A 24,068-nucleotide genomic window follows, 5' to 3' on the forward strand; every position below is an offset into this window, starting at 1 on the left:
CCCACAACGCAAGGCCCGGGCCAACCGTTCCCCCACAGAGGCGAAGTTCCCCTGGCCCCCGGGGACCGCCGCAAATCGCCCCTCCTGGAATGGCACTTTGCCGCGCCCTCCTCGCGGGGCCCCGCAGGAGCCCGGCACGCCAGTACAGGTGAGCAGCCACTCCGAGGACCAGGCTTGCTCAGCGGTGCAAGGTCAATTCCGTCGAGGTCGCCTTCCCGGGCTGGCGGCGGACGCCAGGTGTTCGAGCAGCGCGGAACCCTGCTCCTCCGGCGCTTCCAGTTGCGGGAAGTGGCCCACGTCATCGAACTCGAGCACCTTCGCTTGCGGAAGCGCCTGCTTCCACCGGAGCAGGTGCTCGGGCTTGACCAGTGCATCAGCCTTGCCCCAGACGAGCAGGGTCGGCAGGTCCGCGAGCCGGCCCAGGGACTGGCCCTGAGCGTCCAGCCACAGCCCCTCTTGAGACGCGGAGCGCGCGAAGCCCCAGGTACCCATTCGCGAAGCCCGGTCCGGGAACTGGGAGAGGAAGGAGCGGTGCAGCTCCCGAGTCAGCTTCAACCGGCGGCCCCAGGACAGCTTCACCATCATCCGCGCAGAAAAGTTCCCGGAGAGATACAGCCACCGCATCAGCGCGTTGTCGATGTTCGGGGCCTTCAGGTCCCAGAGCTAGCGTTGGATCACCGTGAGGCTGAGCACCTGCTCCGGGGCCGCGAGGGCAAGCGGCAACGCGATGGGGCCGCCGAAATCATGCACGACGAGGTGGAAACGGCCGGGCCGCACCTGCTCGAACCAGGATCACAGGTTCTCCACGTGCCAGGGCAGGAAGTACGTGCGCCAGTCGCCGGGCCGGTCGCTCTGTCCGAACCCGAAGAGATCCGGCGCGAGGACGCGGTACGACGGCGTAAGCCGGAAAGTCCACTCGCGACATTAGCTCCTGCATCCGCTCCTGCGTCTCCCCTGCCCGGGGCGCTCTGCTCCCCTGCTCCGCTCATGATGGGGGGATCTCCAGGAGCCAGTCTCCCGGAGCGCCTCACCACCCGCTCAGATCCGGACGAAGAGTTCCTCCGACCCGTCCATGTTCCGCACCCAGGCGGAAACGTCCATGCTCCGGAGTACCGCAGCCGCGAGCCGCATGTGGCGATAGGGAACCTTGAGCACCCGCTGGCGGGCCCCACTCTCCAGGAGCCGTTCCACCGCGAGTTGGAGTCGCCCGAAGGAGCCGGACGTCTCCACCTCCGTTGCCCAGACGCCATTCCACGATAGAGCGTCCAGCCGCCTGCCGCTGGGTAGCGGGACTTCGATCTGGCCACCGAAGCCTGCGGAGCGGAACTTCGCCCTCTGATGCGCGCGTGACTCGGCCATGGTCAGTCCTTGCTCGCCGCCAGGAGGAAGCCGAAGCCCACGACCGCAGCCAGGGCCACCGCGATCCCTACGCCAGAACCCGACGAAGAAGGGGCCGGAGCCGGGGCAGGAGGCGGAAGCGGAGCGAGCGGGGTCCGGAGCACATTGCGCTTCGGAAGGAAATGCTGCACCGGGGCCAGCGCTTGGCCCCGCAGCGCTTCGATCCGCACCCGGATCTGACGGATGCTGGGCCGCATGCCCGGCTGGATCGCAAGCATCTGGTTGATGAGCTGCTCCAGGTCGGGCGCTCCCGAAATCTGGATCCGCAACACCTCGTGGGCATGGGGCTCCCGGCCCACGAGGAGCGCGAACGCCACCGCCCCCAGCGAGTAGATGTCTCCGAACGGGGACGCCAGCCCCTCCGGAGGCATGTAGCCCGGGGTTCCACCGTTGTGCTGGCCGAGCATGACCGTCTGTCCCAGGCCACCCCGGGCGAGGCCGAAGTCCGCGAGCTTCGCGACCCCGTCCTTGTGCAGGATGTTCCCGGTCTTGAGGTCCCCGTGGAACGCGCCCCGCGCGGAGGCGTGAACCTCCTCCAGCCCCTGGACCACCGTGAACAGGTAGCCCAACACCCGCTCCACGGACAGCCGCTGCCGGACCAGGAGCGTGAGGTCCCCATCCATCAACTCCATCGCGAAGCCCCGGCGCCCATCCACCAACACGGGCTCGAAATACCGCACGACGTAGCGTCCCTGGTGCCGCTGGAACCGCCGGACCTCGTCGTCGATGAGTTGCTGGTTCTCCGGCGAGGCGTCCTTCGGAGCTTTGACGACAAACAACTGTCCCGCCTCGTCCCGACACTTCAGGAGCTTCCCCAGGCCACCGCCCGTGAGTTCCTGCAGCACCGTGATATGTCCTTGAATTTTCATGGTTTTCTCTCCCAGATGCCTCATGCCAGGGGGGACTGGCGGAGTAGACCACCAGGCTGGCATACGAGGGCTTCCTGAATTAACCCACGGATTATAGATGGCAAGCTGACATGGGAATTTTATTCCATTTTACCCAGACCCACTCCTTTGACCTGGAAGCGTCCCGGCCCGCGGTTTATGAACGAGGGGTCATGACGCGTGCGCACAACGGCCCTGGCGGTCCGGACTCCAAGGAGGGCGAGGCCTACGGACTGGTGCTGGGTCAGGTGATTGCCCAGCTCCGGAAGCAGCACGGGAACATGACCCAGGCGGAGCTGGCCCATCGGCTGGGCATCTCCCAGTCGATGCTGTCGAAGATCGAGAGCGGGAAGCAGCCGGACGCGTACCACTTCAACCAGATTGCCCAGGCATTCGGGCTCGACGTGCAGCAACTGAATGCCCAGGTCCTCGACGCGATGAAGCGCGCGCAGCGGGCGGCGGAGGCGGTGACCAACCAGCCCAAGGCCTCTTCAGGATGGGGAGAGTTGCTCGCGCTGGCGGGCTTCGTGGGACTGGTGATGTTCGCGGTGGCGGCGGTCGTTGGAGACGACGCTAAGCCGCCCCCGGAGCCCACTCCAGGGCCCAAGCCCAAGCCCCAGTAGGCCCCAGCCGCGTCACGGGCGCCCAGGCGCGATGCCCCGGCTGCGCCTGAGCGACGACGAGGCGAAGAACCCGCCACAGGCTTCTTTCAGGGAACAGCCTTCGCACTCGCGGAAGTAGATGTTCTTCCAGTCGGAGATGCTCTTCCGCACGAAGGGGTGGAGGTCCGTGGGCAGAACGCAGAACGGATGGTTGTAGAGGGAGGTGCTGACGCCTGCCCGGTCCAGGACCCGCACCGCCGCGCGCAGGGGCTCCCGGTAGTCGAGCGGATCCACCCAGAGCTTCGGCAGGTTCGTCTTCGCGAAGCCCATCAGCTCTAGTCCCATCAGCGCGACGTGGTCCACGAAGAGCAGGTTCCGGGCGATGAAGCGCGCCAGTTCCGGAAGACGCTCGTGGGTGAGCGCATGGATGACGACCCGGAACTCCACCCGGACGCCCACCCGCTTCAGGTTCAAGATGCCACGAAGGGTGTCGTCGTACGCGCCCCGTGCCTGCACGACGTGGTCGTGCTCCTCGGGCAGGCCGGAGTACAGCGGGATGCCCACCATCAGGCCCCAATGCCGCAACCGGCCCAGCCCCTGGGCGAAGCCCTCCTCCGAGAAGCGCCAGCCATTGGAGAGCATGTGGACCGCCGTCGCCGGCAGGTGCGTCTTCAACCGATCCACGAGCCGCAGCAGCCCCTCCCCCCAGCAGCCCGGGCTCTCCTCCCGTGATGCCCAGTTCACGGGTCTCCCGGGAGATGAGCGGGATGAGTTCCATCAGCTCCTCCAGCAGCCAGGTGTCATCGTGCTAGCGCGGCGGCTGCGAACACATCAGGCAGTAGTTGTCGCATCGCTCCGTGACCAGCAGGCTGTTGGACAACGACTCCTTCCGATAGAGCGCGCTCACCCTTCCCTGCGAAGGCTCCACCCGCACCACGTCCCCTTCCGCGAGCGCCAACAGGCCCGGGGGCATCACGTAGGCATCGGGGACATTCACGTCCGGGGACTCGGCCTCCAGCAGGTACGCCCGGAAGCCCGGGGGCAAGGGTCCCCGCGACTCACGCACGAGCAGGATTTCCGGCGCCTCGCCATCCGGCACAGCCTGGGCTCCCACGCGGATCCGACCGAGGAACGGATGGGGAGACGGGCGGGACAGGGGACGGAGGCCCGGTGCTGACAAGGAAGGCATCATGGCTCACAACCACCCGAGCAGCGTCTCGCGGGCCGACGGGTCGTCCTCCAGCAGGGTGATGAGGTGCCGGAGCACCGCCATCTGCTTCTTGCAGAAGGCGCTGAAGGCGCTGAAGGCCTTGTGCCCCAAGGCATCCCCCTGTGTCGCGCGGTGGAAGACCGGATCCGCGCCACACAACGGGAGGAACGCACAGTCGCTGCACATGGGCGCCCTCTCCAGCATCGTGTCGCTCAAGTGGGCAAACAGGGTTTCGGGCGTCAGGAGGGCGGCGTGGTCATCGCTGTCCACGTGGCCAAACAGGAAGGACAGGTCGCCCATCTCCGCCAGCATCCGACCTTCGTCGGAGGCGTAGACGGCACCGTCGTAGTTGTAGACGAGCGCGCCAATGCCCAGGCCCGCAGGCGAAATGATGCCGGAATGCGCTTCGGGTGCATATCCCTCCAAGGAGGGAGGATGGCTTCAGGAAGCCACGGCCCGGATGCCGTCGGCCTCGGGGCTCACGCCCGGGTCCTGGACTCCATCCCACCGCGGGCCTCTGTCGTCACCTGGGCGTCTCCCCCAGGGGTGACTACGCATGGGAGACGCGGCCCGAGTCCGAGCGGAAGAAGCCAAGACCGGGCGATCCACCTCGAAGTGTCAGCCGTCCACCAGGACCACTGGGAACCTCCGCGAAAGGCCCCTCGTGGCGGCAGCGCCTTCCTGGCCGCTGCCTCAAGCCCCGCGCTCCCCTCTCCACCGCGCCTGCTTGGAGGACCCGACATGGCGGCGGTCTGGCGCATGGAGACGGTCGTCCCCGCGCGCCTCCTCATTTCGAAAGCGCCATGTCCCAACGCACCGGGCTCGCGTGTCTCAAGGCCATGACGACGCGCGGGTGAAAGGCCCTGGGCGCAGGGACGTTGTTGCTCGGATGGGGGGTTACGCTGCCCCCTTCCGCGGAGGCCTGCAGCAGCATCGCGTGCGACCCACAGATGATCCGCTTCCCGCTGCCCCCGGACGCGGTCGTGCCCGCGAACGTACCGGCGTTGGTGGTGGTGCCACCGCTTCTGAACACCTTCGACGCCGGAAGCCTGCGTCTGCGCACGGAGCAAGGCGCCGACGTGGAGGCGAGCCTCCTGCCGGGACCCCACGGAAGCGGGCTCCTCGTTCCGGCCGCTCCACTCGTGCCAGGAACCGGCTATCGCCTGGAGGGCAGCAGCCCGTGCCAGGGCGATTCAGAGGAATGGGACACCGTGGCGACGGCCTTCACGGCGGGCCCGGCGGTCGCGCTTCCGGCGACGTCGGGGTACTTGCTTGCCAGGCCGGAGCAGTACGGCGCCTTCCAGGTCTGGGGCGGCGGGTCCTGCTCTGTGGGCGTGAAGGGCAGCACGGTGACGCTGGACTTCACGCCCAGGCCTGAGCTGGTGCCCTTCCTGCCGTGGGTGCACTGGACGCTGGTGGTGGATGGACAGACGTGGGCCACGGCGCCGCACGGCTCGGTGGATTCAGCGGGCACCGTCAGGCTCCAGGACCGCTCCAAGGCCCCGCATGATCTGCTGACCCTCTATTCGGTCTGCGAGGTCCTGCCGGAGCAGCCTCCTCCCACGGACCAGGGACTTCCCCCCGGAAGGCACGTGGCCACGCTGAGTCCGGTGCTCGAACAGTCAGGCACGCCGCTGCCCTCCCTGGAGATCTCCTTCGAGCTGACGTGCCCGAAAGAAGAGCCCGTGTGCGAACCCGAACCCGAGAAACCCGTGCCTGAGGGGTGCTCGCAGTCCGGCGGAGGTCTCACGGCGTTCGGCCTCCTGGCCACGCTCCAGGTCTGGCGACGCCGGGCGCGCCAGAGGGCTGGCATCACACTGTCTTCACGGCGAACTCCTTGGCCACCTCGATGAAGAGGCGCAGCGGCCCCGTGCGCAGCTGCTCCTTCACCGCCGGCTCGAAGGCGTACGCCAGCCCCAGGCCCTGCTCCACAAGGGCCAGCGTCAGCTCGCGGTTGTTGGTGAGCACGCCGCCTCGCACCGGCACCCGCCAGTTCCTGCGCCCACGCTCCAACTCCCAGGCGTAGAGCCCGCCGCTCGAAGGCATGCGGAGGGTGAAGCACTCGTGGCGCAGCAGGTCCTCGGGACGCTGGGGCGTGCCGTGTCGCTTGAGATACGAGGGGGCACCCACCACGACGAAGCGGAAACCGCCGGTCAGGCGCACCTGCACCCTGTCGCGCTCAAGGGCCTCGTGCAGGCGCACGCCCGCGTCGTAGCCCTTCGCCACGATGTCCACGAATCGGTTCTCGGCGATGACCTCCACCTATGACCGTTCGCTGAGTGGCCGCGAGGAGGCACCACCCCACGACCCTCCTTCCTGGGTAGGAATTGATTGGCAGGCGAGCCCGGCGGGCGGGAAGCCCGGGGCCAGGTCAGTCCAACCCCTCACGCGAGGGTGGAAGTTTTCATGAGCCGCGCTCGCTAGGCTTCGGTGAATCCTGGCCTGCGGCTGCCGCGGGCCCGGTCCACTGGATGTCATATGTGGGGGGCTTCAATGAAAACACAGACGTCGCACCTGGAATGGGTCGTTGCCGGCGTGTGCCTGGGGCTGCTTCTGGGCGCGGGAGGCTGCGTCGGAGACGCGCTGGACGAATCGCCTCCCCTGGAGCGAGGCTGGATTGCCCAGGAGACCCTCGCGACCAACGGACTGTCCACGAATGGGTTGTCCACGAATGGCCTGTCCACGAATGGACTGTCCACGAACGGCCTGTCCACGAATGGGCTCTCCACGAATGGACTGTCCGCCGTTTCGTTCGTGGACTGGTTCAACGGCAATGAGTCCGTCGCATACTCCGACAGGGTGATGAAGTATGTCGTTGCCTGCGCCCTGCCCTCCGGCCAGACGCGCACCTGGACCAATCCTGTCACGGGCGCCCGCCATTCCTGGGCGGGCCACCTGGGCCTGGCCACCGCCTGGACCAATGGCAGCCTCGCCACCGTGGCGGAGCAACAGCGGCTCTCCGCCTGCCTCGCCGCGCACGTCAACAAGTTCGGCGTTTCGGTTCCCATCTCGGTGCGGGGCCGTGATTCGGCGGGAGCCACCCTCACCGTGACGTCCAGCGAGGCCGCCGCCTACTCGGAGCCGGAGGCCTGTTTCTTCGGCAACCTGTTCACCGGCGAGGGTGTCTTCGCTGGCAGCGACCGCGTCCTCAAGAAGAAGGAGAGCACCGCTCGGGCCTGCGGATTGTCCTCCAAGGCGAAGGGCGAGAACACGGAGTGTCCTCCCATCGTGCACATGGGCCCGTGTGCCAGCGTCTGCACCCGCGATGCGACGAACGCCTTCTGGAAGAGCTGCGTCGTCAATGGCGTCTCCTACGTGCCCGTCACCACCTACCTGCGCCCCCAGGACATCTACACGTGCGGGGATGGCATCTGTCAGTTCACCGAGTCATGCGGCACGGACAAGACCTACGACAGTTGTTCCCCGGACTGCCTGGCCTGCGGCACGCCATAGGTCGAGCCCAGCACCGGTGAGCTGACCGGACCCGGGAGATTCACCCCGTCACGAGCGCCTGCGTCGCGCCCCTGCATGCAATGGCAGCATCGGCGCGACCCGGGTGGCCAGCGTCTCGACGAAGAGCCGGACCTTGGTCGGAAGGTTCAGCCGGCTCGGGTAGACGACGTGAGCGGCCCGCAGCATCGCGGGCTTGGGGCCGAAGAGGACCTTGAGCCGACCGTCACGGACCGCGTCACGGCAGAGGAGCGCCGGAACGCATGCGACGCCGACCCCGGCGAGCGCCGCCTCGCACGCCACCTCCAGGTCATTCACGGTCAACACCGGATCGATTCGCACCTTCAAGCCCTCGACCCTCCACGTCTCGAAAGCACTGAAGCCAATGCAACGTGAGGCTTGGAGTTCCCTGGCGCTCGGCGTCCCGTACTTCGCCAGGAACCCGGGGCTCGCGACGAAGTACACGGGTCCCTCGCCCAGCTTGCGCGCGACGAGCGACGAGTCGTCGAGCGTGCCCATGTGGAGCGCGAGATCCAGCCCCTCCTCGATGAGGTTGATGCGGCGATCCGCCAGCACCAGTTCGACCCTCGCCTTGGGGTAGCGGCCCAGGAACTCAGCGACAACAGGAGCCAGGTAGCGGCGTCCGTAGAGCATCGGCGAGGACACCCGCAGCAGGCCGACCGGTTCCGCCTCCTGCTGCTGCACCTCGCTGTTGGCCTCGTCGATCTGCGCGGCGATGGCGGCGCAACGGTCGGAGTAGGTCGCTCCCGCCCCCGTCACCCGCAGCCGCCGCGTCGTCCGCTCCAGGAGTCGCACCCCGAGCTGATCCTCCAGCTTGCTGATCCGCTCGCTGATGGTCTGCTTGGTGATGCCGAGCTGTCGCGCCGCTCGGGTGAAGCTGCCTTCTCGGACGACCGTCGCGAAGAGGACCATGTCGGCGGGTGAGATCATGACCGTCAAGGCTACCCTGACAATGAGTTCGTGCGGCGCCCCATTGTCTGGCGGCGCCAAGGACCGCAGGGTTGTCGCGGCTGGACCCACTTCCAGGAGTGCTCACATGAAGCTCTACTTCGCCCCCAGGACCCGGGCGACCCGTCATCGCTGGCTGCTCGAGGAGCTTGAAGTGCCCTACGAGCTGGTGAAGCTCGACCTGGCGAAGCAGGAAAACAGAACGCCGGACTACCTGGCGCTGAACCCCTTCGGCGAAGTCCCCGTCCTGGTGGATGGGGACGTGACGCTCTTCGAGTCGTCGGCGATCCTCCTGCATCTGGCCGACCGCTTTCCGGAGAAGCACCTGGCGCCTCATCCGGGTTCGCCCGAGCGCGGCCCCTACCTCCAGTGGGTGCTCTTCGCAGAGGTGACGCTCGAGCCCGTGGTGATGGAGCACCACCGCAACGCGCAGCTACCCGCGGAGCAGAAGACGCACCTGGAAAAGCAGCATGCCCGGCTCGACGAAGTGCTCACGGTCATCGACAACCGGCTCGGAGGCAGGGAGTTCGCCGTGGGCAACGCCTTCACCACCGCCGACCTGAGCCTGGCGTCGGTCCTCCACCTGGCGAACACGCTGAAGCTGCTTGAGAAATACCCTCGGCTCACCGACTACGTCATGCGCCACACGAAGCGCCCCGCCACGAGACGGGCCGTCGCGGGGTGAGCGCTGGAGGTGCTCAGCCCTCCAGCCAGGATGCGCGGCTTCCACCGCGCCGCGCCCTACCCACCGGGAGTGATTCCGCCCAGGCCCTCACCGTGGAGCAGCCGAGCTACGGCCCCACACGGATGCTGTCCACCCACGCCTTGGCCCGGCTGAGGTTGTTGGTGCTGGTGTCCGTGACGGTGACGACGAACTTGAGGGTGACGTTCTTGTTCGCGAACGCCGACAGGTCGAGGTCCGCACGCTGCGTCCAGTTGGCCTCGGTGAGGGTGCCCAGGCCGCTCTTCACCGCCGAGTCCACCACGGTGTCCACGCCGCCAACATTGACGATGACGCGGAAGGCAGCCGAGGCGGAGATGTTGGCGCCGGACAGGTCCAACTTGCGCCAGTAGGTCAGCCGGGGGTTGGCCGGCAGCGCCACGCTGATGCTGGCCGTCCGGGTGACGGTGTTGAAGGCCGCGGTGGCCGCTCCGAGGATGGACTTGCTGGCGGTGCTGCCCGTCTGGTCGCTGGCGTCCAGCGCCCACCCGGTGAGGCTCCAGCCCGCGTTGTCCGGCCCGTTGGTCGAGAAGCTTTCGGTGAAGCCCACCGCCGCCGGGGCCACCGTCACCTGCACCGAAGCGGAGGCAGCCGAGTTGCCCGCCGCGTCGTAGGCACGCGCCTGGAGCGTGTGCGTCCCGGTGGCGTAGGACGTGGTGTCCCAGTTGAAATCGAAGAGCCCGGCCTGCCGCGCCGTCCCCTGCCCCACCACCGCGCCATCGACGAGGAAGTCCACCTTCGTCACGCCCCGGTCATCCGCCGCGTTGGCGCTCAGGGTGACCGTTCCCGAGAGGGTGGCGCCGCCCGTGGGAGAGGTGAAGCTCACGGTGGGGGCGGTCGTGTCGGAGGCGCCCCCGGTGACGGTGACCGTGACGGTGCTGGAGGCGGCGGTGTTGCCCGCCGCGTCGTAGGCCCTGGCCATCAGCACGTGGGGGCCATTGGTCGCCGTGGCGCTGTTCCAGGTGAACGCGTAGGGCGCGGTCGGGTCGGTGCCGACCAGCGCGTTGTCGATGAAGAACTCGACCCGCGCGACGCCCACGTTGTCCGAAGCGGTGGCGGTCACCTGCACCGTTCCGCTCACGGTGGAGCCCTGGCCCGGCGCAGAGAGACTCACGGTGGGGATGACCGAGTCGGTGTTGTCCAGGCCGAAGAACTTCGCCACGTACCACGTGGAGCAGATGTCCGTGTCCAGCACGTAGGCGCCCGCCGTGCCGCAGGCCACGGTGGTCCCGGGGAACTTGAACGCCGGATCAATGGGCGTCCCATGCCCCATGCCGGTGAGGGAGTAGGTCTCCACCAGCGCCTTGCCCGCAGCGTCCCTGTAGACCTTGTGGGGGTAGCCGGCGACCGTCTCGCTGAGGTCCTCCTGCAGGTCGATGCCGTGCACCGCCGTCCATTGCTCCACCCCCTCGGTGAGGTTGGAGTTCTTCACGGTGAAGTCGGAGGTGCCGTGCCAGATGGAGATGCGCGGGTAAGCGCCCGTATAGGAAGGGAAGGCGCCCCGCACCAAGTCCCTCCAGGCGGTGGGCGTCTTGTCCACGCCCGGGCTCATGCAACTGAAGCCTTGCGTCATCGAAGTGGCGCACTTGTATGGAATGCCCGCCATCACCGCCGCGCCGGAGAAGACATCCGGGTAGGTGGCGGCCATCACGTGCGTCATCGCGCCGCCGGCCGACAGGCCGGTGACGAACACGCGGCTCGGATCAATGGAGTAGGTGGCCTTCATCTGGTCCACCATCTGCTTGATGGAGAGCGCCTCGCCCTGGCCGCGTGCGGTGTCCCCAGGCTCGAACCAGTTGAAGCAGTTGGTCGAGTTGTTGCCGCTCACCTGCTCCGGATAGACGACGTAGAACTTGAGCGTGTCGCCCAGCGCGTTCCATCCGGTGGACGCGTAGGCTGCCGCCGACTGGGTACAGCCATGCAGCGCGACGATCAGGGGCGCGTTGGCGGGCATGCTGGCCGGCACGTGCGTCCACATCCTCAGGCCGCCGGGGTTGGTACCGAAGCTGGTGACCTGCGTCAGCGCGCTCTGGACCTCGACGATTCCCGAGGCTTCCCCGGAAGACTCATCCGCCGGACTCCCCAGGGGGCCGCACCCCAGGACCGTCACCGCGAGGAGCCCACAGCAAAGACGTCCAAAGCGCTGGCCCTGCATGGAAAGCCTCCCTTGAAGAAGGGCGCAAGGTATCACCTTGAGTGAAGACGCCCAGATGATTCCTGAATCATGCATCAACTTCTGCGGATGAGAGCCTTTGCGCATTGCGCCATCCCTGGGCTTCCCAACCGGAAGAGGTCTGTTCACGTGCGGACGCCAGGACGGTCCGCGCGTCGAGCATCCTCCGCCAGCGACCACGGTCAGGAGGAGGCCGCCGTACACTGCCGCGCCTCACGACCGGAGAACCACATGGGATTCCTGCGACCCCACGCCGAACGCATCTACGCGCTGCTCCGAATCATGGCGGGACTGATGTTCATGCAGCATGGGCTGCAGAAGCTCTTCGGCATGTTCGGAGGCGTGCCCGCCGGGGCGCCGGCGTTCGTCGTCTACGGCGCGGGCATCATCGAGTTCGTGGGCGGCGCGCTCGTCGCGATCGGATTTTTGACCGGCCCCGCGGCGTTCATCGCGAGCGGCACGATGGCGTTCGCCTTCTTTCTCGGACACGTGATTCCCGCGAAGGGCAACCTCATCCCCATCGCGAACCAGGGCGAGCTCGCGGCGCTCTATTGCTTCGTGTTCCTCTTCATCGCCGCGCACGGCTCGGGCATCTGGAGTGTCGACGCCGCGCGCCAGGGCACGAAACGCGCGTGAGCCCCCGGGCGCTGCGCGCTCCTCCCCTTACCGGGATGCGTCCGCAAGGTGCGCGAGAACCTGCTTCGCACGCGCTCGCGGAGAACCTTCAACCTCGAGCACCTCCACTTCAAAGGCGTGAGGATCCTCGAGGAGGAGCTCCTTCAGCTTCTCGTCGACAGCCAAGCGTAGCTCCTCGTCGTCCGAGGCAGAGAGCGAGATCCGGTCCGGTCGCTCAAGCCCGACCAGGACGATCAGATCGATCTTCCGCAGGGCGGCGCGGACGCGCGGGAGCCACGCTTCAAGGTCGAACGCGTCGCGGTCCTCATGGGCCAACAGGTATCCGATGAAGTCCACCGGACATCGGTCGAACACCACGTCGCCGGGTCCTTCCTCCAGGTTCGCGAGGGACCGCGTAAGCTGCGCTTCGAAGTCCTCGACCGACGGGGACTCCGCGAACACGTAACCCTCTTCTTCCATCTGGTGATACGGCTCATCCACCGTCACATGGTCAGGGAGGAGGTCGGACAACTCGTCGATGAGCGTGGACTTCCCCGCGCGATGAGTCCCGGTGACGGCGATTCGCATGCATGCGTGCTCTAGCAGTTGGACGCGCGGCGCATCTACTTCGATCCGGCAGCGCGTTGGAAGGCTTCGCGGGCGCGCTCAATCTCCGGCCGGTGGGTTTGCGCCCAGATCGCGAGCGCGCTCACCGGCTCGATCAGCGTTTGTCCGAGCCGCGTGAGTTCGTAGTCCACGCGCGGCGGAGTCGTTGGGAAGACGGTCCGCTTCACGAGCCCGTCCTGCTCCAGTCCGCGCAGCGTGAGGGTCAGCATGCGCTGCGAGATGCCTTCGATGGCCCGCTTGAGGTCGCTGAAGCGCATCGCACCTCCGGCGAGGTTGACGATGACCATCACGCTCCACTTGTCCCCCACCAGGCTCAGGATCTCACGCGTCGCGACGCAATCCTCGTCGTAGCGCCGGGTCATCTTTCCGTTCCCTAGTGACTTCAATGTGCCTCCTTCCCGGTGCCCGCACGGCATGCGAAACAACCAAGGTCACTTTCCGTAACCAGGCACATGAAAGTAACCAAGGAACCGAGAGGAACGCCATGACTCCTGCGATCGCCAGCAGCGCGACACCGTCCAAAGCCCTTCCCGTCAGCCTGTGGGTCGTCCAGGCGCTCCTGGGGCTCGTCTTCGTCGGGACGGGCTTCTGGAAGCTCATGACGCCGGCCCCACAGCTCGCCGCGATGATTCCGTGGGCGGGACAGGTTCCGGAGGCGTTCCTACAAGCGACGGCGGTGATCGATCTCTGCGGCGGGCTGGGCATCGTCCTGCCCTCCTTCACGCGGATCAAACCGGGCTTGACCGTCCTCGCCGCGCTGGGCTGCGCCGCGCTTCAGGTCAGTGCGATCGTCTTCCACTTCTCGCGCGGAGAGGCAGCGAATACCCCCTTCAACTTCCTGCTCGTCGCGCTGTCGCTCTTCGTCTTCTGGGGGCGACGCTACCGGGCTCCCATCCAGCCTCGGGTTTGACGGGCAGGGGCGCGCGGTAGGAGCAGCGGGCGCAGGGCGAGGAGCCGCTGCCGGGTCGGGGGCAGCTCCGCTTCGGGGCCCGAAGGGGGTGGGTTTGTCGGCCGCGACGAGCGGATGGTACGAATGCGGGGTCCGTGCGTCGCATCCTCTTTCCCCTGCTCGCCCTCCTGGGCGTCCTCACCTTCGGGCTCACCGCGCTCGCCTCGGTGGCGCTCTCGCTGCTCCTGCCGCTCGTGCTGTTCGGCTTGGGGGCGGCGGCGGTGGCCTCGATGCGGCCCGTGCTGGCGGCCCGCGCGATGCTCGCAGGGTTCAAGGGAATGGGCGCCGCGTGGCAGTACCTGGGCGTGTTCGCCCGCTGCGTGCTCTCTCCCCTGCGCGAGGTGGAGGAGCGGCAGCTCGTGGACTGCCCCCTGCCCACCCTCTCCGTGCGGCTGAAGCCCGCACAGTTCCTCGCACTGCACCGACTGCAGCAGCAGGTGGCGACGGCGACGGGCACCGCGCCCGTGGACGCTTTCGAGCTGAGCCCGGACACCGCGCTGGGCATCGCCGTGGTGCACGCGGGCAAGCGCTCGGAGCGGGTGCTCTACGTGGGACTCGGTCTGCTGCTGCAACTGTCGATGGATCAGCTCGCTGCGGCGCTCGCGCACGAGCTCGGGCACGCGCGCGCAGGCCACCCGCGCATCGGACGCTGGGTGCACCACTGCATGCGGATGGTCCTCGACGCCCAACTGCGCTTCGGCGCCTGGAACCCCGCGCGCTGGGGAAGCTGGGTGGCCCACGAGGTGCTCTCGGCCGTGTACTTCCCGTGGTCGCGGGAGCGCGAATTCCAGGCAGACCGTATCTCCGCCCAGGTGGTGGGCGCGAACCACATGGTCGCGGCGCTGCGCGCGGTGCGGGATGGAGCGCCCGCGTACGAGTTCGCCCTGGACGAGGTGCTGCGGCAGGCGCACGCGGTACCGACGCCACGCCTGTGCGAGACCTCGGCGGCGCTCGCTGCCGCGCTTCCACCGGCGATGCGCAGGCAGCTCGCGGTGAAGATCGAGGGAGACCCGCTGGAGCTGGGCGGCCTCACCCATCCGCCGACCGCGCTGCGCATCGCGGCGCTCACGGGCCTGCCCTCCAGCCCCGTCACGGATGCGCGCCCGGCCTACGAGGCGCTCGGCGCCGCCGCGCTCGACGAGCGCCTCACGCGTCACTGGCTGCTCGCGCTCGGCGTCAACGCGACGCCGGAGGCTGAGCCGCACAGGCACGCTGCGCCTGCGCAACCGGATCGCCCGGACCTGGCCCCCTCGCCGGAGCGCCCGGACTCGGCCCCCGAGCCCAGCGGACTTGAGTTCGACATGGAGCGCTCGTGGCAGAGCGCGCCGCTGCTGCACCGGGACGAGGCGGAGGTGGAGTTCAAGCCCGACCTGCCAGTGCGAGCGGGCCGCGGTCGCTCGCACTGAGCCCCGCAGTCACAGCGCCGCTCGACTTTCCGCGTCCCCGCAGCCTGTCGCCTGCTTGCGCGGTCTGGCTCCAAGGCGCAGTGCTCACGCACGTGGGTGCTCGGCGCGGCTACACCCACGGTCGCGCCCGGGGGCGGCTACTTCCGCGCGGGCTGCGGCGCGTCCGCAGGCGGCGCCTTGGGGAAGGCGAGGTAGCCCTTCTCGGTGTACCAGGCGAGCACCTCCACCTGGAGCCGGCCCGCCTTCACCATCGGGTCCTGCTCGGCGAGTTGCCGCGCCTCCTCCTTCGTGGCCGTGCGGTAGATACACGCGCCGCGCATGCCCACGTCGTCCTGTTCGTCGAAGGGGCCCGCGAGCACCATCTTCCCGCTCTCCCCCATGCGCGTGAGGTGCGCCAGGTGCTCGGCCTGCAGCTTCTGGAGGGCGGCAGGCTCCATCTTGGGGGCGTTGGGCGTGCGCTTGAGCAGGACCAGGTAGTGCTTGTCGAACTCGAACTTCTTCTCGGCCGGGGCCGCGGGCTTCGTGGCCGGCGCGCTCGGCGCGGCAGGGGTGGATGAAAGGGCGAGCAACAACAGCGAGGTGGTGAGAATCAAGGTGCGGGCCACCCTAGAAGGGAGGGCTGACATCGCGCCACTTTCCAACCTCCACCCCTCTGGCGCTCATCACCACGCCGCTGCCCGGGTCGGCGAAGGCGATGCGGCTGTCCCTGAAGCCCTCGTTTCCGTGGTTCGAGTCGAGCCACGGCATGGGCAGGTGAGCCCGCCCCCGAGATCACGACACTCGGGCTGCGACAGCGCGGAGTGCTGGACCTCCTGGCGGCCGCACCACCGCGCCTCACGCGCAGCGTGCTGACGCTCTGCGTTGATGTTGCGCTTTGACGCGCGAGGCCATCGTCTGTCTTTTGACAAGGCTGTCAGGCGGGTGCTACCGGTAGCTGAAACATGAATCGGCCTTCATCTTCCCAAGGGTGGGTCCCGGTCGCTCCGCGAGGCCAGCGGAGATGGGCGGTGCGTTGGCGCCTTCCTGGGGATGCGCCGGGTCATGGGGGCGACGGATCCGGCCCCGCCATGCCTTCCACCCGCGACGGGCTCGCAGGGCCTCCGCGCCCTACCGCTGGACGGCCTGGGTGCGGGTGAAGCCAGACACGAAGGCCCTCGCGCTGAGTCCGAAGCTTTGTCGTGTCGTCGTCCCGGCGCTGTCGCCGGAAGGGAAAAGGAGCACTCACATGAAGAAGACGCTTTGGTCCGCGATGATGCTGTGCACGCTGGGGCTCTCCGGTTGTGGGGACGACACGACGGAGCCGCCCCTGGACAACCAGCCCAAGCTGGACACCCAGTCGAACATCCTCGCGTTCCTGGAGGGCAAGACGCTCGTGATGGAGGGGGACAACATCCCCAGCCACCCGCTGTCGCTGGACGAGGACATCAACTGGGGCTCGGCCAGCCAGTGTTTCCAGAAGGTCTCCATCGCCGTGGGCGGCAACAACTTCCACGTGAGCAGTGTCCCCGGCACCATCCTCAACTCCGCCGGTGTCGGCCAGCCCGGCAGCACCTGTGACCACGCCACTGCGCAGAACGCGCTGGTGTTCGACTCCAAGGCCGTCACCCTGAGCAACATCGCGGCGGATGGAAGCTGTTTCGAAGTCCTCGTCGACTACGGCAGCTTCAAGCAGGAAGGCCGCGCGAAGTTCTCCGAGGACACGAAGACGCTCTCCATGGAGCTGTACTTCGAGGCCAAGGCCACGGGCTGGCACTGCGCCGACGGCGCGGTGGGAGCCAAGACCGTCAGCGCTTCCGGCCAGCCCTTCACCGGCAACGCGGTGCAGGTCTACGCGATCAGCGGCTAGTCGCACGGTGACGGTGGGCGCACGCCGCGCCCACCGCCCTTCCATGGGCCGGGTGGGAATGCCCCCTGGCCCTCTTTCCGGCAATCCAGCTGAACGGCCCGCATCCGGGCCCGGGTGTCCCCCGCGCGAGGGGTCGAGGTGCGTATGTCGGGAGGGTGGTTGGGTGAGGCAGGCAAGGTGATGCGCTGGGGTGCGGCGATGCTCGCGCTCAGCCTGGTCGGGCTGTCGCTGCCCGCGGCGGCGCAGACCACGACGGTGCCGGGGCTGTATTACGGCGACTGGTTCGACGAGGAGGACCGTGACGAGGATGCGAAGCCTCGCGAGTTCATCCTCATCAACTACTTCTTCACCCGCCTGTCGCTGACCAACAGCGTGGGCGACCCCGCGGGCCTCAAGGGCGTGTCGCTGGGGCCCATCGGTTCGCTGTCCGGCAGCTCCGTGCGGGTGGAGCCGGGGCGCTCGGCGTTCTACGTCGAGCAGCGATGGATTCCCGTCCTGGAGTACAGCCCCTCCTTCGTGGACGGGCTGGCGTCCTTCCGCGCCCAGTTCGAGGTGGACTACCTCTGGGGCCGCGCCGCCAATGCCTCGCAGCAGAACGAGGGCGGCGGCTTCAACGCCGACCAGGTCAACATCCAGACGAAGAACATCAACGTCGCGCTCTACCCCACGCGCAACCCGGGCCGGCTGTCGCTGCTCATCGGCACGCAGCCCGTCTATGACTCCATCTTCGACCCGACGCGCACGCCGCTCAACGACATCATCCGCACGGGCTACAAGCTGGCGTTCCTGGGCAGCGACGCCACCGGCCTGACGCTCTTCAGCAACTACAAGGGCCTGTCCAAGCTGAGCCTGCTGCCGCTGGGCAGCGCGCAGGCGGACAAGGCGACGCGGGATGACCCTCGCCTGAAGTTCATCTACCTGCTCACGGCGGACTACGCGTATCCGGTGCAGCCCGGGACGAACGTGGGCCTGTCCGCGTGGTACCTGCGCGACGACACCAAGGGCGACGCGTATGCCTTCGAGGGCATCGTGAAGAGCGGTCCGTCCTCCTCCGGCCTCAGTCCGTTCGTGGGCACGCCCCGTTTCAACATCGAGCGGCCCACCGGCAACGTCTTCTGGCTGGGCGCCAACTTCCACCACAACATCGACTTCCGCGCCGGGCGCCTCGGGGCCTCCGGCTTCGTCATGTACAACGGCGGCAGCTACACGAGCGACCGCGCGGACACCACGTTCAACAAGAAGGTCGACATCTCCGGCCTGTCCGCCAACCTGGAGGTGCTCTACCAGTGGGGCCGTGGCCCTTCGGACCTGGTGACGCTGGAGGGGATGTTCACCACCGGCGACAGCAACCTCGATGACGACCGCTACACCGGCGCCTTCACCCTCAACCAGTACGGCCTGCCCGGTTCGGTGTGGTTCAACCACAAGATGATGCTGCTGTTCCCCTTCACCAGCACCGTGAACAACTACACGGGCGCGGTGACGGACATCTCCAACCAGGGCTACGGCCTGCGCACCGGCATCGCGAGCGCGGCGTGGGACATCGTCCCCAACAAGCTCAACCTCAAGGTGGCCACGGGGCTGGCCAACGCCGGGGCCTCGCCGCCGCGCTGGGATCCGGCCGTGCGGCGGGGACGCTTCATTGGCGCCGAGGTGAACGCGGAGGTCCGCTACACCCTCCGCTACCTGATGACGGTGGGCGTGCACGCCGGCTACCTGTTCCGCGGCAGCTTCTACGACGGTTCCACGACGGTGAAGGGCAACCCCTTCGCTGCCTTCACCACCTTCACCTGGTACGCGTTCTGACCATGAGCACCTCCCGCGCCCTCAAGGCCCTGCTGCTCGTGGCGGGGCTCGCTTCCTCCTCCGGCTGCGTGCGCTCGTATGCGAGCGCGCCGCCGCTGGCATTCCAGGACCTGGACTACTCGTCGGCCGGGGCGAAGACGCCGTGGCCGGTGAAGCGCATGGCCCTGCCGAAGACGGCCGCCACCTACGGCATGACGCGCGTGCCGGAAGTGGCCTTCGTGGAGATGCCCGCCGCGCCCGGTGCGCGCACGGTGGTCCTCATCCATGGGCTGGGCAGCTACCTGAAGTTCTGGCGGGCGCAGATCGACACGCTCAGCCGCGCCGGCTACCACGTCATCGCGGTGGACCTTCCGGGCTACGGCAAGTCCGACAAGCCGGGCTCCTTCCCGTACACCATGGAGGCCATGGCGGACGCCGTGCGAGAGCTGACGCAGGGACTGGGCGTCGAGCACCCCATCCTCGTCGGCCACTCCATGGGCGGGCAGACGGCGCTGTCGTACGCCATCCGCTACCCGAGCGAGCCCGCCGCGCTGGTGCTGGTGTCGCCCGCGGGCTTCGAGAAGTTCTCCCCGAAGGAGAAGGCCTGGTTCACGCGGGTGATGAGCACGGAGCTGATCAAATCCGCGCCGGAGTACGGCATCTGGGGCAGCGTGCGGCAGGCCAACTTCCAGAACTGGCGGCCGGAGCTGGAGTGGCTCATCGAGGAGCGCGTGCGGCTGGCGAAGTCGCCCGAGTTCGACGCGTATGCCTATGCCAACGTGCGCTCGGTGACGGGGCTCGCCCACGACGACTTCGTGCGCGACAACCTCCACCGCATCACCGCCCCCACCGTCATCCTCTTCGGTGAGTCGGACCGCCTGATCCCCAACCCGTTCATGCACGGCGGCTTCCCGCGAGACATCTTCGAGTACGGCCACGCGCACATCGCAGGCTCGAAGCTCGTGGGCCTGGAGGGGTGCGGCCATACCGTGCAGCTCGACTGCCCGGAGCCGTTCAACACCGCGCTGGAGGCGTTCCTCCGCGGCGTGCCGGTGTCGACGGGCACCGTGGCTCCGCCGCCGCCGTCGGAGCTGGAGCCAGAGGCCGCGCCGAAGACGCCGCCGTCCACGCCGCAGGTGCCCGGTCCCGTGGACGCGGTTCCTCCCGCGACGCCGGACCGACAGGGGCCTCCCGCGACCGTGCTTCCTCACGCTTCGTAAGGCAGGTGCTCCGGGAGGGTTGGGCCCTCTTCCTCCAGGAGCGTGCCCGCGCCTCCTGCGCCCGCTCAGGCCTTGGCGGGCTTCTTCGCGGCTTCGTGTTCGTCCCGACCGTGCGCGGCGGACGAAGGGCTGGTCGCCTCCACGGCGGAGAAGGTCTCCAGGACCTTGTACGTGTGGCTGGAGCCGCGCGGTACGAGCCACGAGTCGCCGGGGTTGAGCAGGATGATCTGCCCCTCCAGGTGCAGCTCCGCGCGGCCCTTGAGCACGTAGCCCACGGTCTCGTAGTCGCGGGTGCTGGCGGGCTTGGCCTCGGCGGGCGGTTCGTCCTCCCACAGCCGCATGGCCACGCGGACGCCGGACGCCAGGTACTTCTGGCCCATCTCCCCCTTGGGGGAATGGCGGCTTTCGACCTTCTTCACGCTGGTGTCGCCCATGTTCGCCTCTCCTTGGGGGCGGCGTGAGGCGCCGCGCTCCTGGAAGAGAAGGTAGGGAAGACCCCGGGCATTGGCGGGGCGCGTCGCGCAGGCCGCCTGCCTGCCCTTCGTCCAGAAAGACGAAAGCCCAGCCTCCCTTGGGGAGACTGGGCTTCGGTGACTCACCGGTCGCGGAGAGTCGGGGTTTCGCTCAGCTCGCGGCGCGAACGTTCTGCGCCTGAAGGCCCTTGGGGCCCTTGGTGACTTCGAACTCCACCTTCTGGCCCTCGGCCAGAGTGCGGAAGCCATCCATGTTGATGGCGGTGTGATGGCAGAAAACGTCTTCGCCATTGTCCTGCGCGATGAAGCCGAAACCCTTCGCGTCGTTGAACCACTTCACAGTACCGAGTGCCATTGTGAGTCTCTTCTCTTTCTCTGCTTTGAGCTGTGACCGGCTCGCGCCAGCCACCCGTACCGAAACGCACATCGCTGCGGCACGCCGGGTACTCTACCTGCTTCCCACGCGAACACCACTCCAGAGGAAGGAATCGTGTGAGCAGGCGTCCTTCATCCGACAAACCGGATGTAGGTGAGTCCCGGCGATTGAACAGGCCACCCCGCCCCGGACATTCCCGACGGGTTCCGGCCCCGCCTTCATACTTCTTCACCGTGCCCGGGCGTGGGCTTCACACCCGTTTTCTACCTTGTGCTCCGTCAGACACGGCGCGGGACCGCTTGAGCGGCCCCCGCCTGCTTCCAGGAGCCACACCCATGTTCGGATTCATCTTCGGTACCGCCTGCCTCGCCGGTCTCTTCGTCACCTTGCGCCGGGGACGCCACGGCCACCGCCACGGCCACTACGCCTACGGCCACGGGGGCCGCTGGAGCGCGCGGCCCCGGCTGCGCTGGCTGTTCGAGCGGCTGGAGACGTCGCCCGGCCAGGAGAAGGTCATCGTGAAGGCGGTGGAGGACGCGCGCGAGGCCTTCGCCAAGGTGAAGGACCAGTGGGGCCCCAGCCGCACGTCGGTCGCGGGTTCGCTCCGGAGTGAGCACTTCGACGGCGCGATGCTGCGCGAGCTGTTCAGCCGCCACGACGTGGCGCTGGAGACGCTGCGCAGCGCCGTGAAGGACGGCCTGTCCCAGGTGCACGAAGCGCTGGAACCCGGTCAGCGCCGGGAGCTCGCGGACATCATCGAGCACGGCTGGGGCTACGGCTGGCGGGGCGAGGGCCGGGGCTGGCACGGCCGGGGCTGCGGCGGACGGGGTCGCGGACGCTGGGGCGGCGGTCCCCACAACGATGACGCTCCCCCCTCGATGGTCTGAAGCCCGCCTCCTTCCGCATCCCCTTTCTGGAGACACACCATGAGACACCGCTTGCTCGTCGTCCTTCTCGCCGCGGGTGCCATCGGAGGCTATGCCTCCGGCTTCGCGAGCCTCTCCCGCCACCACCGCGCCCCCTGCCACTCCGGGAACTGGGGCGGGCCCGCCTACCGCAATGGAGCGCCGCCGTACTGGGACTGGCACGCCCAGCGGGCTCCGGCCGCGTCGTCGGAAGCCGCTGATGCACCGGGAGCGCGTTAGGATTCACGCCGACCATGCCCACCCGCGTCCTGCTCATCGATGACGACACCCGGATGTTCGAGCTGCTCGCGGAGTACCTCGGGCAGAACGGCATCACCGTCAGCCACGCGCCCGACGGCGGACGGGGGCTGGCGGCGCTGGAGGCGAACGCCTTCGACGCCGTGCTCCTGGACGTGATGATGCCGGGCATGGACGGGCTGGAGGTGTGCAAGCGAATCCGGGCCAAGAGCCGCATCCCCGTGCTGATGCTCACCGCCAAGGGGGACGAGACGGACCGGGTGGTGGGGCTGGAGTTGGGCGCGGACGACTACCTGCCCAAGCCCTTCGGTCCCCGGGAGCTGCTCGCCCGCCTGCGCGCGGTGTTGCGGCGGGCACAGCCGTCGTCGGTGGCGGACCGACTGGAGTCGAGCGGTGTGTCCATCGACGTGTCCGGGCGCGAGGTGCGGGTGGAGGGGCGCGCGGTGGACCTGACGGGCCTGGAGTTCGACCTGCTGCTCGCGCTGGTGCGGCGAGCGGGCCGGGTGATTCCCCGCGACGCGCTCCTGGGCGAGGCGGGGCGCAGTGACACGGTGGTGAGCGAGCGCACGGTGGACGTGCACATCTCCCACCTGCGCCAGAAGCTGGGAGACGTGGGCACGCGCCTCATCAAGACGGTGCGCGGCGTGGGCTACGTCTTCGCCAAGGAAGGCACGTGATGGGCTGGCACCGCTGGGAGCCCCCCGAGGACCCGTGCATCCCGCCCCATGTCCGTGGCTTCGGCCGACACCGGAGGGGCCACGAACACCACCGGCCCCCCTGGCACCTGGGACGGCTGGGGTCCTTCGTGCAGGCGCGACTGCGTCGGCGGCTGTTCGTCCTGTTCGGGCTCACCATCCTGGTGACGGTGCTGGTGGTGTCCGGGGTGATGCACCTGGTGGGCGGCACTGCGTGGCATCAGGAGACGGAGCGCGTGCGCTCCTTCGTGGGCCACCGCTTCGCGGAGGTCTGGGACACGCCCGCCGAGCGCGCGGCGCTGGTGCGGGACATCTCCCGCGACCTGGCGGTGGACGTGGAGCTGACGGACATGTCCGGCGCGGTGGTCGCACGCGGAGGGTCCCCGTGCACGGAGCCGGACATCACGCTCCCGGTGACACGCGACGGGATGCCGCTGGGGACGGTCCAGTCCTGCTACATGCGCATGCGAAACCGGAATCCCATCCGGAGCGTGTTGCCGCTGGGCATCGCGGTGCTGGTGCTGTGGACGGCGGCGGGCGGCATTTCATACCGACTGGCGCGACCGGTGGACACGCTGGTGAAGGCCACGCAGGAGCTGGGCGCGGGCAAGATGGGGACGCGGGCAAGTCTCCACCGCCACGCCACGGGCGAGTTCGCCGTGCTGGCCGAGTCGTTCAACGACATGGCCGCGCGCATCGAGAAGCAGATGGCGGATCAACGCGAGCTGCTGGCCGCGGTGTCCCATGAGCTGCGCACGCCGCTGGCGCGGCTGCGGGTGCTGACGGAGCTCTTGCGCGACGGAGGCGGCAACCCGCGCACGTTGGATCAGGTGGACCGCGAGGTGGTGGAGCTGGATGCACTGGTGGGTGAACTGCTCGCGAGTTCGCGTCTGGACTTCGGCCAGCTCACGCCCAAGGCGCTGGAGGCGGGCGTGCTTGCGGCCCAGGCGCTGGAGCGTTCGGGGCTGTCCGCCACGCTGCTGCAGCCGGAGACGGACGACGTGATGCTGCTGGCGGATGCGACGCTGCTGGGACGGGCGCTGGTGAACCTGCTCGACAACGCGCGCCGACATGGGGCGGGGGTGGAAGCACTCCGGATCCAGGACCACGGCACCGAACACCTGTGCTTCTGGGTGGAGGACCGGGGCCCGGGACTCCTGCCCGGCGAGGAGACGCGCATCTTCCTGCCGTTCTACCGGAAGGACCGGGGTGGCGAGGCGCGTGAGGCGGGCTCGCTGGGACTGGGGCTCGCGCTGGTGCAGCGGATTGCCCGGGCCCACGGGGGCGAGGCGTTCGCGGAGAACCGGCCCGGTGGGGGCGCGCGGGTGGGCTTTACGATCCGCAAGGCGGGGCCTCCCGCTCCGGTGGCGGAGCCCGCGCAGGCGTAGCGAAGGCCGGGGCGTCCTCGGCGGGAGGCGTGGCGCGTCGGCCCAGCCCCTTCCGGCCGCGCGCCCCTGGACGGGAAGGGACTTCAAGCAGTCCCCTTCCCTCCATGCCGTCCGC

At 68.4% G+C, this 24,068-nt stretch carries 27 protein-coding genes and 1 pseudogene; 14 read left to right on the plus strand and 14 right to left on the minus strand.

The window, feature by feature from the left end; translation table 11 throughout:
* Positions 1-192: 192 nt before the first annotated feature.
* The 3 genes from OV208_RS32385 to OV208_RS32395 form a co-directional block, all read right to left on the minus strand.
* Positions 193-585 carry an alpha/beta fold hydrolase gene (locus OV208_RS32385; RefSeq protein WP_267577786.1) on the minus strand — a complete coding sequence of 131 codons (393 nt, stop codon included), beginning with the start codon at positions 583-585 and terminating at the stop codon, positions 193-195.
* 453 nt (positions 586-1,038) lie between these two features.
* Positions 1,039-1,359 carry a hypothetical protein gene (locus OV208_RS32390; protein WP_267577787.1) on the minus strand — a complete coding sequence of 107 codons (321 nt, stop codon included), beginning with the start codon at positions 1,357-1,359 and terminating at the stop codon, positions 1,039-1,041.
* A gap of 2 nt (positions 1,360-1,361) precedes the next feature.
* Entirely contained in the window at positions 1,362-2,267 is a 906-nt protein-coding gene (locus tag OV208_RS32395; protein ID WP_267577788.1) for a protein kinase domain-containing protein, read from the minus strand.
* Between the two features lie 191 nt (positions 2,268-2,458).
* On the opposite strand from OV208_RS32395, the gene OV208_RS32400 reads away from it, so the two are divergent.
* Positions 2,459-2,908, plus strand: a complete 450-nt coding sequence (locus tag OV208_RS32400) for a helix-turn-helix domain-containing protein (protein WP_267577789.1) — start codon at positions 2,459-2,461, stop codon at positions 2,906-2,908.
* A 12-nt stretch (positions 2,909-2,920) separates the two neighbouring features.
* Here OV208_RS32400 and hxsC read toward each other — a convergent pair whose 3' ends face one another.
* From hxsC to OV208_RS32415, 3 genes are all read right to left on the minus strand, one after another.
* The gene (gene hxsC / locus OV208_RS32405; protein WP_267577790.1) at positions 2,921-3,631 is read right to left on the minus strand and encodes a His-Xaa-Ser system radical SAM maturase HxsC; all 711 of its coding nucleotides are present in this window, start codon (positions 3,629-3,631) and stop codon (positions 2,921-2,923) included.
* 64 nt (positions 3,632-3,695) lie between these two features.
* The gene (locus tag OV208_RS32410; protein WP_267577791.1) at positions 3,696-4,001 is read right to left on the minus strand and encodes a hypothetical protein; all 306 of its coding nucleotides are present in this window, start codon (positions 3,999-4,001) and stop codon (positions 3,696-3,698) included.
* A gap of 81 nt (positions 4,002-4,082) precedes the next feature.
* On the minus strand, positions 4,083-4,523 hold the full coding sequence (locus OV208_RS32415; RefSeq protein WP_267577792.1) for a hypothetical protein: 441 nt from the start codon (positions 4,521-4,523) through the stop codon (positions 4,083-4,085).
* 524 nt (positions 4,524-5,047) lie between these two features.
* Here OV208_RS32415 and OV208_RS32420 point away from each other — a divergent pair.
* Complete coding sequence (locus OV208_RS32420) at positions 5,048-5,950, plus strand: hypothetical protein (RefSeq protein ID WP_267577793.1); 903 nt, start codon at positions 5,048-5,050, stop codon at positions 5,948-5,950.
* On the opposite strand, the pseudogene OV208_RS32425 reads toward OV208_RS32420, so the two are convergent.
* Positions 5,910-6,359: pseudogene (locus OV208_RS32425) on the minus strand (LysR substrate-binding domain-containing protein); the annotation flags it as partial. The gene OV208_RS32420 and the pseudogene OV208_RS32425 sit on opposite strands and share 41 nt — an antisense overlap.
* 231 nt (positions 6,360-6,590) lie before the next feature.
* On the opposite strand from OV208_RS32425, the gene OV208_RS32430 reads away from it, so the two are divergent.
* Positions 6,591-7,550, plus strand: coding sequence for a hypothetical protein (locus OV208_RS32430; protein ID WP_267577794.1), 960 nt, complete (start codon positions 6,591-6,593; stop codon positions 7,548-7,550).
* Positions 7,551-7,598: 48 nt separating this feature from the next.
* Here OV208_RS32430 and OV208_RS32435 read toward each other — a convergent pair whose 3' ends face one another.
* Positions 7,599-8,498, minus strand: coding sequence for a LysR family transcriptional regulator (locus OV208_RS32435; RefSeq protein WP_267577795.1), 900 nt, complete (start codon positions 8,496-8,498; stop codon positions 7,599-7,601).
* 106 nt (positions 8,499-8,604) lie between these two features.
* Here OV208_RS32435 and OV208_RS32440 point away from each other — a divergent pair, with 106 nt between their 5' ends.
* Positions 8,605-9,201, plus strand: a complete 597-nt coding sequence (locus OV208_RS32440) for a glutathione S-transferase family protein (protein ID WP_267577796.1) — start codon at positions 8,605-8,607, stop codon at positions 9,199-9,201.
* 106 nt (positions 9,202-9,307) lie between these two features.
* Here OV208_RS32440 and OV208_RS32445 read toward each other — a convergent pair whose 3' ends face one another.
* The gene (locus tag OV208_RS32445; protein WP_267577797.1) at positions 9,308-11,392 is read right to left on the minus strand and encodes a PHB depolymerase family esterase; all 2,085 of its coding nucleotides are present in this window, start codon (positions 11,390-11,392) and stop codon (positions 9,308-9,310) included.
* 249 nt (positions 11,393-11,641) lie between these two features.
* Between OV208_RS32445 and OV208_RS32450 the strand changes: the two genes are divergently transcribed.
* Positions 11,642-12,046, plus strand: coding sequence for a DoxX family protein (locus OV208_RS32450; protein ID WP_267577798.1), 405 nt, complete (start codon positions 11,642-11,644; stop codon positions 12,044-12,046).
* Positions 12,047-12,073: 27 nt separating this feature from the next.
* On the opposite strand, the gene OV208_RS32455 is transcribed toward OV208_RS32450, so the two are convergent.
* Positions 12,074-12,613: an AAA family ATPase gene (locus tag OV208_RS32455; protein WP_267577799.1), complete on the minus strand. Its 540-nt coding sequence runs from the start codon at positions 12,611-12,613 to the stop codon at positions 12,074-12,076.
* Positions 12,614-12,648: 35 nt separating this feature from the next.
* On the minus strand, positions 12,649-13,014 hold the full coding sequence (locus OV208_RS32460; RefSeq protein WP_267577800.1) for a winged helix-turn-helix transcriptional regulator: 366 nt from the start codon (positions 13,012-13,014) through the stop codon (positions 12,649-12,651).
* Positions 13,015-13,136: 122 nt separating this feature from the next.
* Here OV208_RS32460 and OV208_RS32465 point away from each other — a divergent pair, with 122 nt between their 5' ends.
* The gene (locus OV208_RS32465) at positions 13,137-13,562 is read left to right on the plus strand and encodes a DoxX family protein (RefSeq protein ID WP_267577801.1); all 426 of its coding nucleotides are present in this window, start codon (positions 13,137-13,139) and stop codon (positions 13,560-13,562) included.
* 134 nt (positions 13,563-13,696) lie between these two features.
* Positions 13,697-15,007, plus strand: coding sequence for a M48 family metalloprotease (locus OV208_RS32470; protein WP_267577802.1), 1,311 nt, complete (start codon positions 13,697-13,699; stop codon positions 15,005-15,007).
* A 137-nt stretch (positions 15,008-15,144) separates the two neighbouring features.
* On the opposite strand, the gene OV208_RS32475 is transcribed toward OV208_RS32470, so the two are convergent.
* Positions 15,145-15,600, minus strand: a complete 456-nt coding sequence (locus OV208_RS32475; protein WP_267577803.1) for a YciI family protein — start codon at positions 15,598-15,600, stop codon at positions 15,145-15,147.
* A 632-nt stretch (positions 15,601-16,232) separates the two neighbouring features.
* Here OV208_RS32475 and OV208_RS32480 point away from each other — a divergent pair.
* From OV208_RS32480 to OV208_RS32490, 3 genes are all read left to right on the plus strand, one after another.
* Positions 16,233-16,853: a hypothetical protein gene (locus OV208_RS32480; RefSeq protein WP_267577804.1), complete on the plus strand. Its 621-nt coding sequence runs from the start codon at positions 16,233-16,235 to the stop codon at positions 16,851-16,853.
* Between the two features lie 159 nt (positions 16,854-17,012).
* Entirely contained in the window at positions 17,013-18,659 is a 1,647-nt protein-coding gene (locus OV208_RS32485; RefSeq protein ID WP_267577805.1) for a hypothetical protein, read from the plus strand.
* A 2-nt stretch (positions 18,660-18,661) separates the two neighbouring features.
* On the plus strand, positions 18,662-19,858 hold the full coding sequence (locus OV208_RS32490) for an alpha/beta fold hydrolase (RefSeq protein WP_267577806.1): 1,197 nt from the start codon (positions 18,662-18,664) through the stop codon (positions 19,856-19,858).
* Positions 19,859-19,923: 65 nt separating this feature from the next.
* On the opposite strand, the gene OV208_RS32495 is transcribed toward OV208_RS32490, so the two are convergent.
* The gene (locus OV208_RS32495; RefSeq protein ID WP_267577807.1) at positions 19,924-20,292 is read right to left on the minus strand and encodes a cupin domain-containing protein; all 369 of its coding nucleotides are present in this window, start codon (positions 20,290-20,292) and stop codon (positions 19,924-19,926) included.
* Positions 20,293-20,482: 190 nt separating this feature from the next.
* Entirely contained in the window at positions 20,483-20,686 is a 204-nt protein-coding gene (locus OV208_RS32500; protein ID WP_267577808.1) for a cold-shock protein, read from the minus strand.
* 356 nt (positions 20,687-21,042) lie between these two features.
* On the opposite strand from OV208_RS32500, the gene OV208_RS32505 reads away from it, so the two are divergent.
* Genes OV208_RS32505 through OV208_RS32520 form a run of 4 tightly spaced genes read left to right on the plus strand, consistent with a single transcriptional unit; the run spans position 21,043 to position 23,953 of the window.
* Positions 21,043-21,594 carry a hypothetical protein gene (locus tag OV208_RS32505; RefSeq protein WP_267577809.1) on the plus strand — a complete coding sequence of 184 codons (552 nt, stop codon included), beginning with the start codon at positions 21,043-21,045 and terminating at the stop codon, positions 21,592-21,594.
* A gap of 39 nt (positions 21,595-21,633) precedes the next feature.
* On the plus strand, positions 21,634-21,852 hold the full coding sequence (locus tag OV208_RS32510; protein ID WP_267577810.1) for a hypothetical protein: 219 nt from the start codon (positions 21,634-21,636) through the stop codon (positions 21,850-21,852).
* Between the two features lie 14 nt (positions 21,853-21,866).
* Positions 21,867-22,547: a response regulator transcription factor gene (locus OV208_RS32515; RefSeq protein WP_267577811.1), complete on the plus strand. Its 681-nt coding sequence runs from the start codon at positions 21,867-21,869 to the stop codon at positions 22,545-22,547.
* Positions 22,547-23,953, plus strand: coding sequence for a HAMP domain-containing sensor histidine kinase (locus OV208_RS32520; protein ID WP_267578054.1), 1,407 nt, complete (start codon positions 22,547-22,549; stop codon positions 23,951-23,953). Before OV208_RS32515 ends, OV208_RS32520 begins: the two co-directional genes overlap by 1 nt.
* The last annotated feature ends 115 nt before the right edge of the window (positions 23,954-24,068 follow it).

Source organism: Corallococcus sp. bb12-1 (genome assembly GCF_026626765.1).
Classification (GTDB): domain Bacteria; phylum Myxococcota; class Myxococcia; order Myxococcales; family Myxococcaceae; genus Corallococcus; species Corallococcus terminator.

Bases quoted from the DNA above. Each gene is read 5' to 3' on its own strand.
- OV208_RS32385 (WP_267577786.1), bottom strand. From the start codon at position 585: ATGATGGTGAAGCTGTCCTGGGGCCGCCGGTTGAAGCTGACTCGGGAG.
- OV208_RS32390 (WP_267577787.1), bottom strand. From the start codon at position 1,359: ATGGCCGAGTCACGCGCGCATCAGAGGGCGAAGTTCCGCTCCGCAGGC.
- OV208_RS32395 (WP_267577788.1), bottom strand. From the start codon at position 2,267: ATGAAAATTCAAGGACATATCACGGTGCTGCAGGAACTCACGGGCGGT.
- OV208_RS32400 (WP_267577789.1), top strand. From the start codon at position 2,459: ATGACGCGTGCGCACAACGGCCCTGGCGGTCCGGACTCCAAGGAGGGC.
- OV208_RS32420 (WP_267577793.1), top strand. From the start codon at position 5,048: ATGATCCGCTTCCCGCTGCCCCCGGACGCGGTCGTGCCCGCGAACGTA.
- OV208_RS32430 (WP_267577794.1), top strand. From the start codon at position 6,591: ATGAAAACACAGACGTCGCACCTGGAATGGGTCGTTGCCGGCGTGTGC.
- OV208_RS32435 (WP_267577795.1), bottom strand. From the start codon at position 8,498: ATGATCTCACCCGCCGACATGGTCCTCTTCGCGACGGTCGTCCGAGAA.
- OV208_RS32440 (WP_267577796.1), top strand. From the start codon at position 8,605: ATGAAGCTCTACTTCGCCCCCAGGACCCGGGCGACCCGTCATCGCTGG.
- OV208_RS32445 (WP_267577797.1), bottom strand. From the start codon at position 11,392: ATGCAGGGCCAGCGCTTTGGACGTCTTTGCTGTGGGCTCCTCGCGGTG.
- OV208_RS32450 (WP_267577798.1), top strand. From the start codon at position 11,642: ATGGGATTCCTGCGACCCCACGCCGAACGCATCTACGCGCTGCTCCGA.
- OV208_RS32455 (WP_267577799.1), bottom strand. From the start codon at position 12,613: ATGCGAATCGCCGTCACCGGGACTCATCGCGCGGGGAAGTCCACGCTC.
- OV208_RS32460 (WP_267577800.1), bottom strand. From the start codon at position 13,014: ATGACCCGGCGCTACGACGAGGATTGCGTCGCGACGCGTGAGATCCTG.
- OV208_RS32465 (WP_267577801.1), top strand. From the start codon at position 13,137: ATGACTCCTGCGATCGCCAGCAGCGCGACACCGTCCAAAGCCCTTCCC.
- OV208_RS32480 (WP_267577804.1), top strand. From the start codon at position 16,233: ATGAAGAAGACGCTTTGGTCCGCGATGATGCTGTGCACGCTGGGGCTC.
- OV208_RS32490 (WP_267577806.1), top strand. From the start codon at position 18,662: ATGAGCACCTCCCGCGCCCTCAAGGCCCTGCTGCTCGTGGCGGGGCTC.
- OV208_RS32495 (WP_267577807.1), bottom strand. From the start codon at position 20,292: ATGGGCGACACCAGCGTGAAGAAGGTCGAAAGCCGCCATTCCCCCAAG.
- OV208_RS32500 (WP_267577808.1), bottom strand. From the start codon at position 20,686: ATGGCACTCGGTACTGTGAAGTGGTTCAACGACGCGAAGGGTTTCGGC.
- OV208_RS32505 (WP_267577809.1), top strand. From the start codon at position 21,043: ATGTTCGGATTCATCTTCGGTACCGCCTGCCTCGCCGGTCTCTTCGTC.
- OV208_RS32510 (WP_267577810.1), top strand. From the start codon at position 21,634: ATGAGACACCGCTTGCTCGTCGTCCTTCTCGCCGCGGGTGCCATCGGA.
- OV208_RS32515 (WP_267577811.1), top strand. From the start codon at position 21,867: ATGCCCACCCGCGTCCTGCTCATCGATGACGACACCCGGATGTTCGAG.
- OV208_RS32520 (WP_267578054.1), top strand. From the start codon at position 22,547: ATGGGCTGGCACCGCTGGGAGCCCCCCGAGGACCCGTGCATCCCGCCC.